11 protein-coding genes are annotated in these 17,972 nt (G+C 66.1%); 6 read left to right on the plus strand and 5 right to left on the minus strand.

The features are described from left to right. Positions 1-14: 14 nt before the first annotated feature. The 5 genes from DLM85_RS00005 (at position 15) to DLM85_RS00025 (ending at position 8,600) form a co-directional block, all read left to right on the plus strand. Entirely contained in the window at positions 15-710 is a 696-nt protein-coding gene (locus DLM85_RS00005) for an L-ribulose-5-phosphate 4-epimerase (RefSeq protein ID WP_111476022.1), read from the plus strand. Between the two features lie 255 nt (positions 711-965). Further along, on the plus strand, positions 966-2,456 hold the full coding sequence (gene araA / locus DLM85_RS00010; RefSeq protein ID WP_111476023.1) for an L-arabinose isomerase: 1,491 nt from the start codon (positions 966-968) through the stop codon (positions 2,454-2,456). 272 nt (positions 2,457-2,728) lie between these two features. Next, the gene (locus DLM85_RS00015) at positions 2,729-4,432 is read left to right on the plus strand and encodes a sodium:solute symporter family transporter (RefSeq protein ID WP_111476024.1); all 1,704 of its coding nucleotides are present in this window, start codon (positions 2,729-2,731) and stop codon (positions 4,430-4,432) included. Between the two features lie 222 nt (positions 4,433-4,654). Beyond that, entirely contained in the window at positions 4,655-6,427 is a 1,773-nt protein-coding gene (locus tag DLM85_RS00020) for a family 43 glycosylhydrolase (protein WP_111476025.1), read from the plus strand. Between the two features lie 97 nt (positions 6,428-6,524). Next, complete coding sequence (locus DLM85_RS00025) at positions 6,525-8,600, plus strand: glycoside hydrolase family 127 protein (RefSeq protein WP_111476026.1); 2,076 nt, start codon at positions 6,525-6,527, stop codon at positions 8,598-8,600. A gap of 209 nt (positions 8,601-8,809) precedes the next feature. On the opposite strand, the gene tal is transcribed toward DLM85_RS00025, so the two are convergent. From tal to DLM85_RS00050, 5 genes are all read right to left on the minus strand, one after another. Beyond that, the gene (tal, locus tag DLM85_RS00030; RefSeq protein ID WP_207890933.1) at positions 8,810-9,967 is read right to left on the minus strand and encodes a transaldolase; all 1,158 of its coding nucleotides are present in this window, start codon (positions 9,965-9,967) and stop codon (positions 8,810-8,812) included. A gap of 24 nt (positions 9,968-9,991) precedes the next feature. Beyond that, a complete protein-coding gene (gene tkt, locus DLM85_RS00035) occupies positions 9,992-12,043 on the minus strand; it encodes a transketolase (protein ID WP_111476028.1) in 2,052 nt (683 codons plus the stop codon). Between the two features lie 312 nt (positions 12,044-12,355). Next, a complete protein-coding gene (locus DLM85_RS00040; RefSeq protein ID WP_111476029.1) occupies positions 12,356-13,414 on the minus strand; it encodes an arabinan endo-1,5-alpha-L-arabinosidase in 1,059 nt (352 codons plus the stop codon). Positions 13,415-13,421: 7 nt separating this feature from the next. Continuing rightward, entirely contained in the window at positions 13,422-14,429 is a 1,008-nt protein-coding gene (locus tag DLM85_RS00045) for a glycoside hydrolase family 43 protein (RefSeq protein WP_111476030.1), read from the minus strand. Between the two features lie 6 nt (positions 14,430-14,435). Next, positions 14,436-16,508: an alpha-L-arabinofuranosidase C-terminal domain-containing protein gene (locus tag DLM85_RS00050; protein ID WP_111476031.1), complete on the minus strand. Its 2,073-nt coding sequence runs from the start codon at positions 16,506-16,508 to the stop codon at positions 14,436-14,438. Positions 16,509-16,915: 407 nt separating this feature from the next. On the opposite strand from DLM85_RS00050, the gene DLM85_RS00055 reads away from it, so the two are divergent. After that, a complete protein-coding gene (locus tag DLM85_RS00055) occupies positions 16,916-17,971 on the plus strand; it encodes a LacI family DNA-binding transcriptional regulator (protein ID WP_165821950.1) in 1,056 nt (351 codons plus the stop codon). Position 17,972: the final 1 nt, after the last annotated feature.

Raw genomic sequence — 17,972 nt, forward strand, 5'->3', positions numbered from 1 at the left:
TGACAACTCCCAACATGTACCAAGACCTGAAACAGGCCTGCTACGAGGCCAACATGCAGCTGCCCCGGCTCGGGCTGGTGCTCTTCACCTTCGGCAACGCCTCGGTGGTGGACCGCGACAACCGCGTTTTTGCCATCAAGCCCAGCGGCGTGCCCTACGAGACGCTGCGCCCCGCGGACATCGTCGTCGTGGACTTCGCCAACCACATCGTGGAGGGCAGCAAGCGGCCCTCGTCGGATACCAAGACCCACGCGGTGCTCTACGCGCACTGGGAGCACCTCGGCGGCATCGTGCACACGCACAGCACCTACGCCACGGCCTGGGCCCAGGCCCAGCTCGACATTCCCCTGCTGGGCACCACCCACGCCGACCACCTCACCGTGGACGTGCCCTGCGCCCCGCCCATGGCCGACCCGCTCATCCAGGGCGACTACGAGCACCAGACCGGCTGGCAGATCCTCAACGAGTTTCAGCAGCGCGGCCTCTCGCCCGCGGAGGTGGAAATGGTGCTCATCGGCAACCACGCGCCCTTCACCTGGGGCACGACCGTGGCCAAAGCCGTCTACAACAGCGCCGTGCTCGAGGAAATTGCCCGCATGGCCTACCTCAGCTGCACCCTGCGCCCCGGCGTGCCCCGCCTCAAGGACGCGCTCATCCGCAAGCACTACGAACGCAAGCACGGCGCCGGCTCTTACTACGGGCAGAGCTAGCAACGGCAAGCTTCAACGTTACAGCAGGCCGTCGTGTCGGCCACAGCCGAGACATCCCGCGGGCCGATGTTGCACGACAACACCAGTCTTGTCATGCTTCGACTCCGCTCAGCACGACAAGACTGGCCGTCGAGATGTCCCGGCTGCGCTCGGAATGCCGTGCCGATGTCCGTTTCACACAAGCGCTAATTCAATACCACCCAACCTACCCGCGTGGCTGTCACCCTCAGCAGCGCGCCCAACTTTTTCCCTCTCATGATTGACATTTCGAAGTACGAAGCCTGGTTTATCACCGGCAGCCAGCACCTCTACGGCCCCGAAACCCTGGAGCAGGTGGCGCAGCACTCCCAGCAGATTGCCGAAGCCCTGGGCACGGCGCTGCCCATCAAGGTGGTGTACAAGCCGGTGCTGACCGGCCCCGACGAGATTTATAAGCTGATCCAGGAGGCCAATACCACTCCGAACTGCGTGGGCCTGATTGCCTGGATGCACACCTTCTCGCCGGCCAAGATGTGGATCAACGGCCTGAAGATCCTGCAAAAGCCGCTGGCCCACCTGCACACGCAGTTCAACCGCGACATTCCGTGGTCGGACATCGACATGGACTTCATGAACACCAACCAATCGGCGCACGGCGACCGGGAGTTTGGCTTTATCGGGGCGCGCATGCGCATCAAGCGCAAGGTGGTGGTAGGCCACTGGCAGAGTGCCGACGTGCACGAGCGGCTGAGCATCTGGGCCCGCGCCGCCTGCGCCTGGGCCGACTGGCAGGGGGGGCGCATCGTGCGCTTCGGCGACAACATGCGCTACGTGGCCGTGACCGAGGGCGACAAAGTGGAGGCCGAAATCAAGTTTGGCTACTCCGTCAACACCTACGGCATCGGGGATTTGGTGGCCACCATCAACACCATCAGCGACGGCGAAATCGAGGAGCTGCTGCGCGACTACGAGGCCGAGTACCAGCTGGCCGACACGCTGCAGGACGGGGCCACGTTCCGCTCCTCCCTGCGCGAGGCGGCCCGCATCGAGCTGGGCATGCGCCGCTTTCTGAAGGACACCAACGCCATCGGCTTCACCGACACTTTCGAGGACCTGCACGGCATGGCCCAGCTGCCCGGCATTGCCACCCAGCGCCTGATGGCCGAGGGCTACGGCTTCGGCGGGGAAGGCGACTGGAAAACCTCGGCCCTGGTGCGCGCCATGAAGGTGATGGGCGCCGGCCTGCCCGGCGGCAACTCCTTTATGGAGGATTACACCTACCACTTCCAGCCCGGCAACGAGCAGGTGCTCGGCTCACACATGCTGGAAATCTGCCCGAGCATTGCCGAGGGCAAAGCCAAGGTGGAAGTGCACCCGCTGGGCATCGGCGGCAAGGCCGACCCGGTGCGCCTGGTATTCAACTGCCCCGCCGGCCCGGCCCTGAACGCCACCATCGTCGACCTTGGGCACCGCTTCCGCCTGGTGGTGAACGAAGTGGAGGCCGTGGCGCCCGAGCAGGAGCTGCCCAAGCTGCCCGTGGCCCGCGTGCTCTGGAAGGTGCAGCCCGACCTGGCCACCGGCGCGGCCGCCTGGATTTACGCCGGCGGCGCCCACCACACCGGCTACAGCCAGAACCTGACCACCGAATACCTCGAGGACTTCGCCGACATGGCCGGCATCGAGTGCGTGGTTATCGACGAGGACACCAAGCTGCGCCGCTTCAAAAACGAGCTGCGCTACAACGAGGTAGCCTTCAGCCCGCGCTAATACTTGGGCGTCGGCCGCGCCAGCGGCCGACGCTTTTTTTCGTCGCCTCAAGCGCACCCCGCTCCCCCCACAATACCTGAGTCGAGCACCGCTGCGGCCGCCCCCGGCCACAATTGGTGAGTGAATGGCCCCCGGCTGCGGCGCAGGGGTGCTTGGCCCGGGCCGGTCGGCCCCGCGCGGCTTCGGCCGCCCCTACCAAGGCGTTTTTTGAACCCCGGGCACTGGCCGTTTGGCCGGTTGCCAGCTCCCTTATTGCCTTCCCACAGCCCCGTATGAACGCTTTCAACTCGCTCGACATAGCGGTTTTCCTTTTTTACCTCGTGGGCGTGTCAGCCTACGGCTACTACGTCTACCGCAGCAAGCAGAAGGCGCAGATGGACACCAAGGACTACTTCCTGGCGGAAGGCTCGCTGACGTGGTGGGCCATCGGGGCCTCGATGATTGCCTCCAACATTTCGGCCGAGCAGTTCATCGGCATGTCGGGCAACGGCTTTACGGTGGGCGTGGCGGTGGCCGCCTACGAGTGGGTGGCGGCCATCGTGCTCATCATCGTGGCGGTGTTCTTCATGCCCATCTACCTGAAGCAGAAGATTTACACCATGCCGCAGTTCCTGGAGCAGCGCTACAACGCCACGCTGAGCCTGATCATGAGCATCTTCTGGCTGTTCCTGTACGTGCTGGTCAACCTCACCTCCATTCTCTACCTCGGCGCGCTGGCCATCAGCAACCTGGTGGGCGGGGGCGGCAACGCCTTTCACCTCATCATGGTGGCCCTGGCCGTGTTTGCTCTCGTCATCACCCTAGGCGGCATGAAGGTGGTGGGCTACACCGACGTGATTCAGGTGGTGGTGCTCATCGTGGGGGGCCTGGCCACGACCTACCTGGCGCTGACCTTGGTCAGCGAAAAGTTTGGCCTCGGCCACAACGCCGTGGCGGGCTTCAACATGATGATGCAGGACGCGGGCGACCATTTTCACATGATCTTCGAGAAGCCCGCGCCGGGCGACCCGCAGGTGGAAATCAACAAGTACCTGATGTTGCCGGGCATTGCCATGTACCTGGCCGGGCAGTGGATCGTGAACCTGAACTACTGGGGCTGCAACCAGTACATCACGCAACGTGCCTTAGGTGCCGACCTCAAGACGGCCCGCACCGGCATTCTGTTCGCCGGCCTCTTGAAGCTGTTGATGCCGGTGATTGTGATGCTGCCCGGCATTGCGGCTTACGTGCTGCACAAAAACGGCGGGCTGCAGGCCGAAATGAACTCAACGGGCTCCTTCAACCCCGACAACGCCTACTCGGCCATCCTCACCTTTTTGCCCAACGGCCTGAAGGGCCTTTCGCTGGCCGCGCTGACGGCCGCCATCGTGGCCTCGTTGGCCGGCAAGGCCAACTCGATTTCCACCATCTTCACCCTCGACATCTACAAGCGCTACCTGCGCCCGGAGTCGGACGAGAAAAAGCTGGTGTGGGTGGGCCGCATGACGGTGCTGGTGGCCATGCTGCTGGCCGTGGCCCTGACCTGGCAGGACTTGCTGGGCATCGGCGGGGAAGGCGGCTTCACCTACATTCAGAAGTACACCGGCTTTATCTCGCCGGGCATCGTGGCGGTGTTCATCCTGGGCTTGTTCTGGCAGCGCACCACCGCGCCGGCCGCCATTGCCGGCATCCTGTCGGGTTTCCTGCTCTCGGTGTTCTTCAACAACTACGCCCCGGCCGTCTTCGGCCACGAGACGCTGTTTTACACGGCCTTCCCCAACGGCAAGGGCGGCTACGAAATTCCCTTCCTGATCTGCATGGGCCTCTCCTTCGCCTTCACCTTCGCGCTGATGGTGGGCATGAGCCTGGCCGGGCCGGTGGTCAACCCCCGCGCCCTGCACTTCGACGCGCGCATCTTCAAGGTCAGCCCCGCGGTGATGTCGCTTATCGTGGTGACCATGCTCATGATTACCGCCCTCTACGTGAAGTTCTGGTAAGTCCGCCGGCACGGCTCCGGCCCGTCATCTGTTTACTACTTCCAACTCCACGGAGGCGCGGCTGCTCAGGCGGCCTGTCCAGAAAGTCTAGCGCGGCAAGCTCAGCATGACGCTCCTTGTTTAGCTCGGACGAATTTCCTGAGAAGTTACTCCGGCGGCCCGCCCCCGTGCTGCTTTCCCCTCGTCTACTCGCTCCCATGTACCACAACCAACATTCCCACCATGACCCCAACCCCTACCACGCCGCGCCCGACCCGGGTGGGCCGACCCTCTTTTGCCGCCGCTGAGCGCCTGGCCCGCGGCCTGCGCCTGCTCGTGCTGCTGCTCGCACTAAGCGCCCTGAGTAGCCCCGGCGCCCACGCCCTGCAGGGCAACGACAACTGCCACGACCCGTCGAGCATCGTCAAGGACGGCGGCAAATACTGGGTTTTCACCACCGGCACGGGCATCTACGGCATGTACTCCACCGATTTGGTGACCTGGCAGTCGGGGCCGCGGCCGGTGTTCGAGGCCGGGCAGTACCCGAGCTGGATCAACGGCCGGGTGCCCGGCTTCTCCGGTGACTTCTGGGCCCCGGAGTGCGTGTACCGCAACGGCAAGTTCTACCTGTACTACTCGGTGTCCACCTTCGGCTCCAGCGTGTCGACCATCGGGCTGGCCACGAACGTGACGCTGGACCCCGCCAGTCCCAACTACCAGTGGATCGACCAGGGCGAGGTGGTATCGAGCACCACGGGCAGCGCCTGCAACGCCATCGACCCGGCCGTGGTGACTGACGCCAGCGGCGGGCTGTGGATGAGCTACGGCTCGTTTTTCAAGGGCCTGGGCCTCATCAAGCTCGACGCCACTACCGGCAAGCGCTCCGGCACGAGCTTCTACTGGCTGGCCGGCAACCTGGCCGCCGACGGCGTGAGCCGCAGCAACAGCGGCAGCGAGGCGCCCTACATCGTGCGCAACGGCGGCTACTACTACCTGTTCCTCAACAAGGGCGCCTGCTGCCAGGGCTCGAGCAGCACCTACTACATCCAGGTGGGCCGCTCCACCAGCGTCACCGGCCCCTACCTCGACCGTAACGGCGTGGACATGAACCGCAACGGCGGCACCACGCTCATTGCCACTCAGGGCAATTACGTGGGCCCGGGCCACGTGGGGCTGTTCGTCGAGGGCGGCGCCAACTACCTCAGCCACCACTACTACGACAGCAATCAGAACGGCCGCGCCCGCCTGAGCGTGGGCAACCTGGGCTGGGACGGCGCCGCCTGGCCCTTCATTACCCGCGACTGGCTGGCCGCCGGCCGCTACACGCTCACCAACCAGAACAGCGGCCAGGTGTGGGATGCCTGGGGCTGCAGCGGCGTGCAGGGCCAGGCCATTGCTCAGGGCACCGCGGCCGGCCTCAACTGCCAGCAGTGGAACCTGACGCCCGTCGGCAACGGCGAGTACAAGATTACCTCGGCCGTGGGGGCGGGCTTGGCCGCCGACGTCATCGGCAACAACCCCAACAACGGCGCCAAGCTGAACCTGTACCCCTACAGCGGGGCGGCCAACCAGCGCTTCAAGATCGAGCGCAGCGCGGGCGGCGGCTACGTGCTGGCCTCCGTCAACGGCAACCGCGTGGTGGAGGTGCCGGCCTGCGCCACCACGGCCGGCGTGCAGCTGGCCCTCTACGACTACCTCGGCAACGCCTGCCAGAAGTGGACCATTGCGCCCGCCCCGGCGGCCCGCGCCCTGGCCACCGCCGCGCCGACAGCGGCTTTATTTAGCGTGTACCCCAACCCGCTTACCGGGCGCCGCTTCGTGGTGGCGCTGGACGCGGAGTTGGCCGCCGCGCCCGTCGGCATCCGCCTGACTGACCTGCGCGGCCGCACGGTGTACGCCCGCCGCAGCACCGGGCAGGCCTCGGTGGCAGTGGAAGCCGACCTGCCGGCCGGCCTCTACGTACTGCACGTGGAAGGCGCAGCGGGCAGCCAGACGCAGAAAGTGGTTGTGCCTTAGCTTGTTGTCCGACCGGGCCGCGCTCCGCTGGGGCGGCAATACATGGGACCCGCTGCTGGCGCAGCGCGGCCCGGCGAAACGCTCATTCCCCTGCTCCATGACCTTACCCTTGTCTCACTGCTGCCGGAGCGCCGCGCTGTGGCTGGTCGCCGCCGCCCCGGCGCTGGCCCAGCCCGCCAAACCCGCCCGGCCCGCCGATTACCCCATTCAGGCCGTGTCGTTTACCCGGGTGAAGCTGGCCGACAACTTCTGGCTGCCGCGGCTCAAGACCAACACCGAGGTGACCATCCCGGCCTCGTTTCAGCGCTGCGAGGCCACCAACCGGGTCAAGAACTTCGAAATGGCGGCGGCCCGCACGGGTAAGTTTGCCACCATCTTTCCCTTCGACGACACCGACATCTACAAGACCCTGGAAGGCGCCGCGTACTCGCTCCAGCTCTACCCCGACGAAAAGCTCGACCAGTACATGGACGCGCTCATTGCCAAGGTGGCCGCGGCCCAGGAGCCCGACGGCTACCTCTACACCGCCCGCACCATCGACCCGGCGCACCCCCACGACTGGGCCGGGCCCGAGCGGTGGGTCAAGGAGCGGGAGCTCAGCCACGAGCTCTACAACGCCGGCCACCTCTACGAAGCCGCCGTGGCCCACTACGAGGCCACCGGCAAGAAAACCCTGCTCACCATTGCCCTGAAAAACGCCGATTTGGTGTGCTCGGTGTTCGGGCCGGGCAAGCGCGCCGTGGCGCCCGGCCACGAAATCGTGGAAATGGGGCTGGTGAAGCTCTACCGCGTCACGGGCAAGCCCGAGTACCTGCGCACGGCCCGGTTTTTTCTGGAGCAGCGCGGGCAGCACTCCGGCTACGACGCCAAGAGTCCCGACCCCTGGCGCAACGGCTCGTACTGGCAGGACCACCAGCCCGTGGTGGCCCAGAAGGAGGCCGTGGGCCACGCCGTGCGCGCCGAATACTTGTACTCCGCCATGGCCGACGTGGCCGCGCTGACCGGTGACCAGCGGATGCTGGCGGCCGTGGACTCCATCTGGCAGAACATGGTCGGCAAAAAGCTGTACGTGACGGGGGGCACCGGCGCGGTGCCCGGCGGGGAGCGGTTCGGGGGCAACTACGAGCTGCCCAACGCCACGGCCTACAACGAAACCTGCGCTGCGGTGGCCAACGTGTACTGGAACCAGCGCATGTTCCTGCTCCACGGCGAGGCCAAGTACATCGACGTGCTGGAGAAGGTGCTCTACAACGGCCTGATTTCGGGCGTAGGGCTCGACGGCAAGTCGTTCTTCTACTCCAACGCCCTGCAGATCAAGAACTCAGCGAGCTTTCCGCAGACCGAGCCCCAGCGCGCCGGCTGGTTCGACTGCTCCTGCTGCCCCACCAACCTGGCCCGGCTGTTTCCGGCCCTGCCCGGCTACGTCTACGCCCAGCGCGGCCGCGACGTGTACGCCAACCTCTTCATCAGCGGCACGACCGACCTGACCGTCGATAAACAGGCCGTGCGCGTCACCCAGCAGCACAACTACCCCTGGGACGGGCAGCTGAAGTTTACCGTCAGTCCCGCCACGGCCACCGAGTTCAACCTGCTGCTGCGCCTGCCCGGCTGGGCCCGGGGCGAGGCCCTGCCCTCCGACCTCTACCGCTTTGCCGACGCCCCGGCCGCCCCGGCCATCGGCATCCGCGTAAACGGGCAGCCGGTGCGCTACGCCATGCGCAACGGCTACGCCGTGCTGGCGCGCAAGTGGCGCAAAAACGACGTGGTGGAGCTTGTGCTGCCCATGGACGTGCGCCAGGTGCTGGCCAATCCCCGCGTGGTGGACAACCAGGGCAAAGTGGCTCTGCAGCGCGGCCCGCTGGTGTACTGCGCTGAATGGAAGGATAACAACGGCAAAGCCAGCAACCTGCTTGTGCCCGCCGCCACCGCCTTCACCGCCCGCTACCAGCCCGCCGAGCTCAACGGCATCGTGCAGCTCACCGCCACCGTGCCCGCCGTGCAGGTCGATGCGGGCAGCAACAGCATCAGCACCGCCCGCCAGACGCTGACGGCCATTCCCTACTACGCCTGGGCCAACCGCGGCCCCGGCGAAATGACCGTGTGGTTTCCCGCCCGCATCCTCGACGTGGACCTGGTAACGCGCCCGGCCCTGCAGGCTGAGCAGAAGAAGTAAGCGGCGGCGGAATCCTTGGGCTGAAGCCGAGTGCTGTGCTGCGGGCCGGTTCAGAAGCTGCTACTTACTGAGGCGTAAGGCTGCGCTCAGCAGGGTCCTGCTTCGGCTGCGCTCAGCAGGACATAGGCCTAAACCCAGACCAGCCCGAAACCGAAAGCGCGGCGGCCAGTTCTGGCCGCCGCGCTTTCGGTTTCGGGCAAGGAGTAGGGCTAGCTTGCCGGTTGGGCTTCCGGCTCGGCCAGGGCTTGCAGCCGCTGCGTTTCCAGCACGGCCAGCAGCTTGCCGAAGGGCTCGGTAAACTTCTGCGCGCCCTCGCGCTCCAGCTGCTCGGCCGTGGCCTCCACGTCGATGCCCAGCTGGCGCAGCCCATCCAGCACGTCGAGGGGCAAAGGCTCGGCCAGGCGGGCAGCGGGCTGGCCCTTGGCGCGGTAGAGGTCCAGGGTTTCCACCGGGATGGTGTTGACGGTGTCGGGGCCGATGAGCGCCTCCACGTACTTCAGGTCGTCGTAGCGCGGGTTTTTGTTGCCGGTGCTGGCCCAGAGCAGGCGCTGGGGCCGGGCGCCGTAGGCCCGCAGGGTCTGCCAGCGCGGGCCGGCCACAATTTCCCGGTACACCTGGTAGGCTTCCTTGGCGCTGGCAATGGCCACCTGCCCCACCAGTTGCCGGGCCAGTTCCGCGTCGGGGCCGCTGGCCGCGGCCAGTTGCTCCAGCCGCGGGTCCAGCAGCACGTCGATGCGCGAGAGGAAGAAGCTGGCCACCGAGTCGAGGCGCTGCACGGGCTGGCCGGTCTGCACCCGGTCTTCCAGGCCCAGCAGGTAGGCCTGGGCCACGGCCCGGTACCGCTCCACGCTGAAAATCAGCGTCACGTTCACGTTGACCCCGGCCGCAATCAGCTGGCGGATGGCGGGCAGCCCGGCTTTGGTGGCCGGCACCTTGATCATCAGGTTGGGCCGGCCGACGGTTCGCCAGTAGTGCAGCCCTTCGGCCACGGTGCCCGCCGTGTCGTGAATCAGCGCGGGCGACACTTCCAGGCTCACGTAGCCGTCACTGCCGTAGTCGGGCTGGTCATAGAGCGGGCGCAGCAGGTCGCAGGCCCGCTGCACGTCGGCCACGGCCAGCGCGGCGTAAATCTGCTCGGCCGAGTGGCCCTGTCGGGCCAGCGCCTGGATGTCGGCGGCGTAGTCCTGACTGCCGGCAATGGCTTTTTCGAAGATGGCCGGGTTGGAGGTCACGCCGCGCAGCCCGTCCTCGTCGACGAGGCGTTGCAGCCCGCCGTTGTGCAGGATGTTGCGGCGGATGTAGTCCAGCCAGATGCTCTGCCCAAAGCCGTGCACGGCCTGGAGCGGGTTCATTGACGAAGTCGTCATCAAAGGGAAGAATAGGTAAGCAAATCAGGACAGCACCTGCTTGGGCTCGACGCCGGCCGGCTGGCCTTGCAGCACCAGCCGGGCCTGTTGCACCACGTTGTCGACGGTGAAGCCGAAGTACTCCAGCACCTCCTCGCCCGGCCCGGAGGCGCCGAAGCTGTTCAGGGCCACCACGGTGCCCTCGTCGCCGGCGTACTTGTGCCAGCCCATGGGCGAGCCGGCCTCGATGGCCACACGCATCCGTACGGCCGGCGGCAGCACCTGCTGGCGGTAGGCGCGGTCCTGCTGCTCAAACAGCTCCCAGGACGGCATGCTGACCACCCGCGTCGGGGTGCCCTCGGCTTCGAGCTGCGCCTGGGCCTGCAGGGCCAGCGTTACTTCCGAGCCCGTAGCCATTAGGATAAGCTGCGGCTGCCCGCCCGCGGCTTCCCGCAGGATGTAGGCGCCGCGCGCTACGCCCTCACGGGCCGAGCCAAACCGGCTTTGGTCGAGCACCGGCAGCTTCTGGCGCGAGAGAATCAGCACCACCGGCGACTTGGGCGTGGTCAGGGCTACGCGCCAGGCTTCCACGGTTTCGTTGGCGTCGGCCGGGCGCAGCACCACGATGTTCGGAATGCTGCGCAGGGCGGCCACCTGCTCCACCGGCTGGTGGGTGGGGCCGTCCTCGCCCAGGGCAATGCTGTCGTGGGTAAACACGAAAGTGGCGGCCGACTCGGCCAGGGCCGTCAGGCGGATGGCGCCGCGCATGTAGTCGGAAAAGGTGAGGAAGGTGCCGCCGTAGGGGCGCACGCCGCCGTGCTGGGCCAGCCCGTTCAGGGCCGCGCCCATGGCGTGCTCACGCACGCCCCACCACACGTTGCGGTGCTCGTAGCTGCCCGGCTGAAAGCTCGCGGCTTCGCTGGTGGGCATTTCGTTGGAGCTGGCCAGGTCGGCCGAGCCGCCGAACAGGTAGGGCACGGTTTGCTTGAGCGCGTTGAGCGCCTTGCCCGAGGCCTGGCGGGTGGCCAGGGCGCCGTCGGCGGCGGTAAAAACGGGCAACGAGGCGTCCCAGCCCGCAGGGAGTTCCCCCGCGAACGAAGCCCGAAACAGTTCCCACTCCGCCTGGAACTTCTGCCGGTACGCCTCTGATTGCCCTTGCCACTCGGCTTGCAGGGCAGCCCCGCGCTGGCCGGGCTCGGCCAGGTGGGGCCGCACCTCGGCGGGCACCACGAAGGAGGCCGCCGGATCGAAGCCGAAAAACGTTTTGGCCTGGCGCAGGTTGTCGGGCCCGAGCGGGGCGCCGTGCACCTTGCTGCTGCCCTGTTGGGGGCTGCCGTAGCCGATGATGGTTTTGACGGAAATCAGCGAAGGCCGCGTGGTTTCGGCCTGGGCCGCCCGGATGGCCGCCTCGATGGCGTCCAGGTCGTTGCCGTCGGTTACGCGCTGGGTGTGCCAGCCGTAGGCCTCAAAGCGGGCCAGCGCGTCCTCGGTGTACGAGAGGCTGGTGGGCCCGTCGAGGCTGATGTCGTTGTCGTCGTAGAGGTAGATGAGCTTGCCCAGCTGCAGGTGCCCGGCCAGCGAAGCCGCTTCGGCGGCAATGCCCTCCATCAGGTCCCCGTCGCTGACGATGGCGTAGGTGTAGTGGTCGACCAGCGCGTGACCCGGGCGGTTGTACACCGCGGCCAGGTGCGCTTCGGCCATGGCCATGCCCACCCCGTTGGCGAAGCCCTGGCCCAGTGGCCCGGTGGTGACTTCCACGCCCGGCGTTATGTTGCTCTCGGGGTGGCCCGGCGTGCGGGAGTGCAGCTGCCGGAACGCCTTCAGGTCGTCGAGCGAGAGGTCGTAGCCGTAGAGGTGCAGCAGGCTGTAGAGCAAGGCCGAGCCGTGCCCGGCCGACAGCACAAACCGGTCCCGGTTGGGCCACTGCGGGTCCTGCGGATTGAAGCGCAGAAAGCGCGAGAACAGCACGTAGGCCATGGGCGCTGCGCCCAGCGGCAGGCCCGGGTGGCCGGAGTTGGCCGCCTGCACCATGTCCGCCGACAGCAGCCGGATGGTGTTGACGCTCCGCTCCGCCAGGGAAGTCGAGGTGTGAGTCATCTTAATCAGGGAAAGAAGGTCGGAAAACGGGTAGGGGGTATTCGTTGCACGTCATGCTGAGCTTGTCGAAGCATCTCTACCGCTTCGTTGCGCCTGGTGTGCGCCTCACCCCCCGGCCCCCTCTCCGAAAAGGAGAGGGGGAGCCAGACGAAGCGGTAGGAAGTAGATTCGGGTGTTCAGCTTTCCTCTGAATGACGTTCTGATTGTGTCGTTCAACGAAGCAGTAGAGATGCTTCGACAAGCTCAGCATGACGGCCTTTTTGCTCAGTAGCTCAACACAAACGATTGTGTTTGCGCGGCAAAAAAACGTGGTTACGGCTGCACTACGGGCCAGCCGGCCGCATCCCAGCCAAGCTTTTCCAGGCGCAGCTTGGAGCGGCCTTGGTCAGCCGCGTCGTAGCCATGGAACACCAAGTAGTCCGCGCCGTCGAAGGTGTAGACGGAGTTGTGGCCCAGGCCGTACCAGTTTTTGTCGCCGCTGAGCACGGGGGTGCCGCCGCCTTGCTCCAGGGGCAGGCCGGCCCGGTCGAGGTAGGGGCCGGTTACGGCCTTGGAGCGGCCCACCACGATGCGGTAGGTGCTCTGCGGACCGCGGCAGCAGTAGTCGAAGGAGGTGAAGAGGTAGTAGTAGCCGTTTTTACGGAAGATGAACGGCGCTTCGATGGCTCCGTCGCCGGGCTGGGCGTCGGGCAGCTTCGGGTCGCGGGGGCGGCTGGCCAGGGTGCGCCACTGTTCGGGCTGGGCGGGGGCGCGCAGGTCGGGGCGCAGCTGCACCAGCTTGATGCCGCCCCAGAAGGAGCCGAAGCTCAGCCAGGGCGTGCCCGCTTCGTCGCGGATCAGGTTGGGGTCGATGGCGTTCCAGTTGTCGCGCCCCGGCACCGACTGCAGCACCTTGCCCTGGTCTTCCCAGCGAAAATCCGGGGAGCGAGGGTCCAGGGTTTTGTTCGTGGCCAGCCCGATGCAGGAGGTGTTCTTGCCGAAAGCCGAGACGGAGTAGAACAGGTAGTAGCGCCCGTTGTGAAAGGAAATGTCGGGCGCCCAGATGTGGTCCTTGAAGCCCGGCACGGCCTGCTGGGCCCAGGCCGGCGGGGTGGCAAACACCGGCGCCTCGGCCTGCCAGGTTTTGCGGTCCTTGGACGACCACACCGCAATGCCGCGGCCGGTGCAGAACAGGTAGTAGGTGCCGTTCTGCTGCGCCATTACCGGGTCGTGGGCCGGAATCAGCGCCGGCGTTTTGGTCTGAGCCGCCGTGGGTTGCGCCGGGGCCGGCGGCGTCGTTTGGGCGGAGCCCGGCCGGGTGGCCAGGCCCAGCAGCAAGGTCAGCGCCAGCAGGCGGCCCGGCGTGGTGAGCGAAGACGGGGAGTAGCTCATACCGCTTTTACTGCACCGGTTTGACGCCCTCCGAGGTCATCTGCACCCGCTTCATCGTGCCGTCCTGGTTGTAGTACAGGTAGTCGATGCACACGGAGCGGCGGAACGAGCCCCCGTCGGTGGGGATGCTGCCGTTGTGGTAGATGAAGTAGCTCTGCCCCTTGAAGTCGATGATGGCCTGGTGGTTGGTGTTGGAGTTGCCGGCCACCTCGTTCAGCAGGCCCTTGAACTCCCAGGGCCCCTCGGGGCTGCGGCTCATGGCGTAGGCTATTTTCTCCGGAAACTGGTAGGCATAACTCAGGTAGTACCAGCCGTTGCGCTTATGTAACCAGGGCGCTTCGGTGAAGCTGGGCAGGGTCTTGATCTGGTTGATCGGCCCGTCCAGCTCGGTCATGTTGGGCTTGAGTTTGGCCCAGTAGCAGATGGTGTTGCCCCAGTACAGGTAGGCCTGCCCCTTGTCGTCGATGAACACGGTGGGGTCAATATCGTCCCAGCTGATTTTGGCGTCCGTGGTCATGTTGTTGGTAATCAGCGCCGAGCCGCGGGCATCCTTGAAGGGCCCGGTGGGGCTGTCCGACACGGCCACGCCGATGGCCTTGCCCGGCACCGTGCCGTGCTCCACGGCCGCGTACCAGTAGAACTTGCCGCCGCGCTCCACCACCTGCGAGGCCCAGGCGTCGTCCTTGGCCCAGCCGAACGCCTTCACGTTGAGCGGCGACGGGTGCTCTTTCCAGTTGACCATGTCGGTGGAGGAAAAGCACAGCCACTCGTGCATCACGTAGCGCTGCTCGGGCGCCGGGGCCTCGTCGTGGCCGGCGTAGAGGTACACCGTGCCCTTGTGCACCAGCGCCGCCGGGTCGGCCGTGTACTTGTGCTTGATGACGGGGTTGCGGGGCGCCGGGGGCGCGGGCAGTTGCTGGGCCTGGCTCAGGCCAGCTACAGCCAGCAGCCCGGTGAGCAGCAGGGGGCGCAGCCCACTGGCCGCGCGCCCCCGCAAGGAAATCTGCTTGTTCATGGCCGCTTAGCGTTTGCCGGGAATGCGCAGAGTGGTAAAGGAGTAGGGCGCCAGCGTGTAGCTCACCTTGGGCGAGGCCACCTGGAAGCTTTCCTCCTTGGGCGCCACGTTGGTGGGCTGCTCCAGGCTGTTCACCGCGTTCAGGTCGGTCGAAGCCAGCACGATGGCCTTGCCGGCTTTGCCCAGCTTTTTGGCGCCCTGCAGGTTCAGCGTCACGGGGCGGGCCTGGGCCGAGTAGTTCACCAGCTTCACCACGATGTCGCCGGTTTGGGCGTCGACCACGGCGCTGCTGAAGAGGTTGTCGTCGCCGTTCTTGGCACCCGCGCCGCGCTGCACCGGCAGCACCGCGCTGCCGCGGTTGGTGCCGAACAGCTTCTGCACGTAGTAGTTGGGCGTGCCGTAGGCGCGCAGGTTGTCAAACCAGATCATGTCCGGCGTCCACTGCCAGGCATCGACGTGGGCGAAGAGCGGCGCGTACGAGGCCATAACCACCACGTCGGCGTTGCGCTCGAGCCCGGTCATGAACGCGGCCTCCGAAATGGCGCAGTCCCAGCTGTTCTTGTTGTCGGGCGAGCCGATGGCCACGCTCTGGGCGGCGTACTCGCCGGCGAAAATCTTGGGCCCGGTGCGGGCGTAGCTGTCGTAGCGGCCGGCGTTCTGGCGGAACCACTCCGGCTTGGCGTAGTAATGCTCGTCGATGAGGTCGGCCTTTAGCTCGCCCAGGCGCTTGGATGCGGCCGTAAACAAATCCCCGTCGGGGCTGGGGCCGGCGCTGCTCACAATCTTGATGTCGGGATACTTGGCGCGCAGGGCCTTGGCAAACGGCTCGTAGCGCTCCAGGTACTGCGGCCCCCACTGCTCGTTGCCGATGCCCAGGTACTTCAGGTTGAAGGAGGCCGGGTGGCCCATGGCGGCGCGCTTGGCCCCCCAGGGCGAGCTGACGGGCCCGTTGGCAAACTCCACCAGATCAAGCGCGTCCTGGATAAAGATGTCCAGCGACACGTCCCCGGTGCCGGGACCGGCTTCGCCCGCGTTGGGGCCGCCGGCGCGGCTCATGGGCGCCAGCTCACCGGAGTTGAACTGGCAGGCCATGCCCACGTTCAGCACCGGCAGCGGCTCGGCGCCGATGTCCTCCGAGAGCTGGAAGTACTCGAAGAAGCCTAGTCCGAACGACTGGTAGTAGTCGGGCGTGGAGCGGTGCCTAAACTCCATGTTCCAGCGGTTCACCAGCGGCGTGCGCGCGCCCACGTCGCCGATGGTGGTCTTCCACTGGTAACGCTCGGCCAGGGTGCGGCCCTCCACGATGCAGCCGCCGGGAAAACGCAGAAAACCCGGCTGCATGTCCTTCAGCAGCTGCACCAGATCGGGGCGCAAGCCGTTGGGGCGCTGGTTGTAGGTATCCTTGGGAAACAGCGACACCACGTCCAGGTCGACCACCCCGGCTCCGTCCAGGGAAATGTCGAGGTGGGCCTTGGCCGTGGTGCCGGTGGGGCGTAGCGCCACTTTGTACTGCTTCCACTCGCTCGTCAGCCCGGTAATCTTGGTTTCGGCCAGCGCCTCGCCTTTCTCGTTTTCCAGCCGCACCAGCAGGCCGCTGAGGTTGCTGCCGGCCGGGCGCCGGGCGTACAGCGAGAGGGTGTACTCGGCGCCCTGCTTTACGCCCATACCGCGGAAACCCTCGTTACTCACCCCCGCGTCGGCATTGGCCGTGCGGGTGCCGATGCGCAGGTAGTGCGGGTTGGCGGCGCTGAGGGGCTGCTGGCTCATCACCGCGTAGGTTTCCAGCGTGAAGCCGCCCTTGCGCGCCTTCCAGCCCACCAGGGCCTGATCGGGCACTTCAAACGACTTGTTTTTCACCAGCTCCGGGTACAGCCCGCCGTCGGCGGCGAAGTTGATGTCTTCGAAGAACAGGCCGTACATGGTCTTGGACACCGGCGCGCCGGGTTTATCGACCTGCACGGTGATGGTGTTGCTGGCCGAAGGGGCCTGGGCTTGCACCAGCGCCGGCGCGGCTACTGCGCCGGCCAGGGCCAGCGGCAGCGCCCGCAACGCAACGCGAACGGGAGAAGCAGTCAGCATGGATTGTGGGAATGACGGGTGTGGGAAAGTAGAACCGGGCCCAGCCGTCGGCCGCGAGTAAACCGCGGGCCGTGCGGCGGTAAGCCGGACCAATATTAACAAGTTGTTTTCACAAACGATTGTGTAAAGCGCAATTTATTCTTCGGCCCTCCGCCGCTTACCCCCTTTCAACCGGGGCTGATCTGCTTACTGGCCTGACTGGCCCTGATTCTCTACGTTTACTGAAACCTACCGCAGCGAGGATAGAAACAGCTTGCCCTTCAAGCCGTAGGGCCACGCGTCTAGGTCTGCCTCGTCGCAGTGCTATTTATCTGCGGCTTTGTTTATCTTTACACAAAGCATTGTGTAACCATTGTTGTATGGCTCCCCGGAAAAAAGCTACCTCCGTGCCAAATTCCCCCGTATCCATGGCCGATTTGGCCCGGGAGCTGGGCGTATCGATGACCACCGTTTCGCGGGCCCTGAGCGACCATTTCAGCATCGGGCCCGAGATGAAGCTCAAGGTGCAGAAGCTGGCCAAGAAGTACAACTACCAGCCCAACCGCATGGCCTCGGCCCTGCGCAAGGGGCAAAGCAAACTGCTGGGCATCATCGTGCCCTACCTGGAAGGCCGCTTTTTCCCCAAGGTGGTGCGCGGCATGGAAACGGCCGCCAGCCGCGCCGGCTACAACGTGGTCATCTGTCAGTCGAACGAGGACTTGACCCACGAGCGGCGCAACATCGAGTCCTTGCTCAGCGCCCAGGTGGCCGGCATCCTGGTCTCCGTTTCGCGCACCACCGACGACTTCCGCCACTTCGAGAAAGTGCGCGGGCGCGGGCTGCCGCTGGTGTTTTTCGACCGCATGATGCCCGGCGACGCCCTCAACGCCGTCGTGCTCGACGACCGGGAAGGCGGCTACTTGGCGACCCGCCACCTGCTGGCCCAGGGCGGCCGCCGCGTGGCCCACTTCGGCGGCCTGCAGCAGTTGACCATCTACCGCAACCGCTACCAGGGCTACCGCGACGCGCTGGCGGAGGCCGGCTTGCCCGTAGAAGAGGAGCTAACCTATTTCGGCGACAACACCGAAGAGGCCGGCGCCGAAGCCATGCGCCGCTGGCTGGCCCTGCCCAATCCGCCCGACGCCGTGTTTGCCGCCGGCGACTACGCCGCCCTCGGGGCCATGCAGGAAGCCGAACGGCAGGGCCTGGTGGTACCCACTGATATGGCCGTCGGTGGTTTCAGCAACGAAACGTTTACCCCCATTGCCAAGCCTTCCATCACCACCGTCGACCAGCGCTGCGATGAGATGGGGCAGGCAGCGGTGCGGCTGCTGCTGGAGCTCATCGACGCGCAGGCCCAGGGCCTCGACTTTGCTTCCCGGCAGCTCGTGCTCCGGCCGGAGCTGATCATTCGAGAGTCCTCGCAGCGTCTGGGCCGCCTCAGCCCCACGCCCGAGCCGCTGGCTGATGCCGCCGTGCAGTAAC

This window comes from Hymenobacter edaphi, assembly GCF_003258365.1.
GTDB classification, from domain to species: Bacteria; Bacteroidota; Bacteroidia; order Cytophagales; family Hymenobacteraceae; genus Solirubrum; species Solirubrum edaphi.

What these genes read in the sequence shown, in the direction of transcription:
- DLM85_RS00050 (WP_111476031.1), bottom strand. Translation starts at nt 16,508, where the DNA reads ATGCTGACTGCTTCTCCCGTTCGCGTTGCGTTGCGGGCGCTGCCGCTG.
- DLM85_RS00005 (WP_111476022.1), top strand. Translation starts at nt 15, where the DNA reads ATGTACCAAGACCTGAAACAGGCCTGCTACGAGGCCAACATGCAGCTG.
- DLM85_RS00045 (WP_111476030.1), bottom strand. Translation starts at nt 14,429, where the DNA reads ATGAACAAGCAGATTTCCTTGCGGGGGCGCGCGGCCAGTGGGCTGCGC.
- DLM85_RS00025 (WP_111476026.1), top strand. Translation starts at nt 6,525, where the DNA reads ATGACCTTACCCTTGTCTCACTGCTGCCGGAGCGCCGCGCTGTGGCTG.
- tkt (WP_111476028.1), bottom strand. Translation starts at nt 12,043, where the DNA reads ATGACTCACACCTCGACTTCCCTGGCGGAGCGGAGCGTCAACACCATC.
- DLM85_RS00020 (WP_111476025.1), top strand. Translation starts at nt 4,655, where the DNA reads ATGACCCCAACCCCTACCACGCCGCGCCCGACCCGGGTGGGCCGACCC.
- DLM85_RS00040 (WP_111476029.1), bottom strand. Translation starts at nt 13,414, where the DNA reads ATGAGCTACTCCCCGTCTTCGCTCACCACGCCGGGCCGCCTGCTGGCG.
- DLM85_RS00015 (WP_111476024.1), top strand. Translation starts at nt 2,729, where the DNA reads ATGAACGCTTTCAACTCGCTCGACATAGCGGTTTTCCTTTTTTACCTC.
- araA (WP_111476023.1), top strand. Translation starts at nt 966, where the DNA reads ATGATTGACATTTCGAAGTACGAAGCCTGGTTTATCACCGGCAGCCAG.
- tal (WP_207890933.1), bottom strand. Translation starts at nt 9,967, where the DNA reads ATGACGACTTCGTCAATGAACCCGCTCCAGGCCGTGCACGGCTTTGGG.
- DLM85_RS00055 (WP_165821950.1), top strand. Translation starts at nt 16,916, where the DNA reads ATGGCCGATTTGGCCCGGGAGCTGGGCGTATCGATGACCACCGTTTCG.